Source organism: Hominiventricola sp., assembly GCF_057604405.1.
Window position 1 is genome coordinate 1 of record NZ_DBLYVB010000058.1, and the last position, 3,594, is coordinate 3,594.

1 protein-coding gene is annotated in these 3,594 nt (G+C 42.7%); it reads right to left on the reverse strand.

The genetic code is table 11. The features are described from left to right. Positions 1–3,594 (reverse strand): SpaA isopeptide-forming pilin-related protein (locus ACZMB2_RS13800; protein ID WP_487597152.1); only part of this gene is annotated, 3,594 nt, incomplete at both ends.

The following is a 3,594-nucleotide window of genomic DNA, read 5'->3' on the forward strand; positions in this document are numbered from 1 at the left end:
GCTCCCGGAAGTTCTTTTCCGGCGATATCCTGTTTGGAGATTTTCACCTTCGTTACATCATCCTTCATCTCAACTTTCTGCACATCGGCAGTATCTTTGATCGTGAACTTCACGCTTTCAGCTGTCACGTAACCATCAGCAGGTTTTGTTTCAACCAGTGTGTATTCTTTTCCGACAGTCAGCTCACGGATCACATGTGCTTCTTTACCGGAAGTCCATTCATCCACGATATTTCCATCAGCATCTACCACTTTCAGCTTACATCCTGGAAGTTCTTTTCCGGTTGTCAGACTGGATTTGGTAAATTCAACGACGGTTGGCTGATTATCAAAGGTAAAATCATAAGTGACTGTCGGCTGATCCTCACCTGCATACTCAAAGGTAAATTCCTTTACTTCATCGTTGGTTACGAATCCGTCCGGTGCATAGAGCTCTTTTACATAGTAAGTTGCTCCTATTGGAAGATCTGCAACAAATGTGATCTTTCCTTCTTCATCCGTAGATTTCAGTTCAATGATCTCATCGGCTTCAATCAGGACTTTACCTGTTGTCTCAGACTTAATGTCTTCTTTGGCAAATAATCCAAAGATAGCGCCTTCCAATGTACGGTCAGAATCTTTTTCTTTCTTAAGTACACTGACTTCTACTCTCTGGCGGTTGTTCTGCCAGTCTTTGTCATAGACTACAACTGGTGTATTCTGATCCACGTAAGTCAGATCTACATGACGGATCTCACCATCCAGTACATGACCATAAGCAGTTCCTGTTTCTTTCACATAGTATTTACCAAGTGGAAGATTTTCCAGTTTTGCAATACCGGTTTCATCTGTCTTGATCGTTGCGATCAGTTCATCCTTTTTATAGTGATCGTCACTGACGCCATCTGCAGCCTTGATGTCTTCCTCAGCATAGACTTCAAAAGTAACATCTGTCAGCTTTCCGGTTACATAGTTGAAAATGTGTTCCACCACACCTTTGACCTTATCGGCCAGTGTAACAGAATCCAGGAATTCTCCCTTTTTGTTGATGATCAGTTCACCAACCGGTACCTCGTCCTTCATTTCCACTTTCTGAACCTCTCCGGTATCTTTGACTGTGAATGTCACATCATTGGCTATCAGATAACCATGCGGTGCAAACTCTTCATGTAGGGTATAAGTCTCACCCACCTTCAGATATTTGATCACATGCGGTGCATCTTTTGAAGATGTCCAGCTATCTACTACATTTCCATCTTTATCCGTTACTTTCAGATAAGCTCCATCCAGTTCTACACCGGTTGTTGCATCTGATTTTGTGATCTCAACAGTTGTCGGCTGGTTCTTCTTTACGGATTTTAATGTTACTGTCTGTACATCCTGCCCCTGATAAGAAGCATCAAATCTCAGTACTTCATCCGAAGATACGAATCCATCTGGTGCTTTCAGTTCTTTTACATAATAGCTTCCAAGTGGAAGATCCAGTGTACATGCTGCCTGACCTTTTTCATCAGAAATCATTTCCTGTAAAAGAGTATCTGCTTTGACGATCACTTTTCCATCTTTCGTCTGAATGTCTTTTGCATTGTAAATACCGAACACTGCTCCGGCTACTGTATTGCCTGTCTCAGCATCCTGTTTTTCGACAGTAATCGACACTTTCTGTCGTTCATCTGTGACAGAGATTTCTTTCTCGATTACTGCAGTATCCTGATCCGCATAAGCAAATTCGACATTTTCCGGCACAGTATTTAACACATAAGTGTCCGGTGCATTCTTCTCTTTGACATAGTATCTGCCAAGTGGAAGATTCTTTACAGTTGCATAACCATCTGCATCCGTTGTGACGGTTGCTACCAGTGCATCCTTTGCAAAATACAGAGTTCTCTGTCCATCTGCATCTACCTGATGATCGGCAGTATAGATATCCTCTGCCGCATAGACTTCAAATTCAGCACCTGCAAGTCCAGCCATTTCATACTGGAAGTCCTTATCAAATCCCTTTAACACTTCACCCTGTTTATAGATCTTTAACTGACCTTTGACCGGGGCATTGGTATATTCCACATCAATGACTGCATCTCCTGTGACAGGATCGGTCAGATAAGCAGTATCTGTATCAACTGCAACTGTCACATAGTTTTTGGATATCATGTACCCATCGGGTGCCGTCACTTCCTCAATCCGGTAGTTACCAGGTTTCAGATTCTTTGGCAGTACCAGGTATCCTTCCTCGTTTGTGAAATAAGATTTGTGTACTGTTGGCTTCGGATAGGATGTTGTCTGTTCCACATATTTCTGGTTATCCAGGTCGTATACCTTGAACTCAGTATTGGCCAGGAGTACAGATTTCTGTGTTTCTGCATCCTTTTTGATGATCTTTAATTTTGCTTTGAATTCTTTATCCAGCAGCACTCGCCATGTCTGCGGTGTATCCGGATGATTCTCTGTGATCTTCACTACAAAATCATCAACCGGTGCATAGTTGTGTTTGCTTGTGGTTTCTCTTACCACATAAGTTCCATATGGAAGCGGAATCGATCTTGCATAACCTTTTTCATCGGTAAACATTTCTGTCTGGCCATCTGCAGTCAGTACAACTGGTCTGGCTGAATCAAAATCATAACTTCCATCTGCTTTTACTTTCAGATCACTGACAAGCCATGCTGAAAAACCAACTCCCTGCAGAAGATCTGCATCGGTCTTTCCATTGTTTGCTGCCTTGATGATCTGGAACGGCTGCTTGATGACTGTTTCTTTACATACAGAAGTTCTTTCTACTGTCGGAACAGTAGCACCTTCGTAAGTACAGTCCACCTCATGTTCTGTCGGATCCAGTACATATCCCACCGGAGCACTAAGCTCTTTCAGATAATACTTTCCGAGATAGAGGTCTGATACAGAGGCTTCGCCATTCTTATCCGTTGTCAGGGATGTGATCAGGCTGTCTTTCTTATGGATCGTTCCGGTTCTTCCATCCGGATGAACAATATCTTCCCTTGCATAAAGGCCATATACTGCACCTTCCAGCGTTGCATCACCCTGTGCTGCATTCCCTGTCTCAGCATCCTGTTTTGCAATGTTGATCTTTGCATTTACACGTTTGTCTGTTACATTTTTGGTCGTTGTCTTTCCGATAGCAAGAGTCACATTATAAGACTTTGTATCGATCTGATACCCTGTTGGAACAGAGATTTCTTTCAGATAAACAACTTCCTGTGTTTTCTCCATTGTGAGCTGTGAAGCACCATTCTGATCAGTTGCAGGCATCTCTGCGATCAGCTTTGTATATGCAGCATCGGAATAGATCCCGTACACTGCACCAGCCAGTGCATTTCCTGTATCCTGATCTTTCTTTACAATGGATACTTTGCATTCTTTTGTCCAGGTTACTTTAAAATCCACATATTTCTCATTTCCGACACCTTCACCGAAAACAAGAGCCAGGTCCTGTGTTCCGGATCCTGTTACAATCTTGTAAGCAGAGTATTCTTTATCAATGCTTCCCTTCATCCGAGAAGAAAATGTAGCACTGACGCTCTCTGCCTGATCAAGTGGTGCTGTCAGATAAAACTGTGTACCTCCACTGATTTCTACACTTGCTCCTGCAGCACTT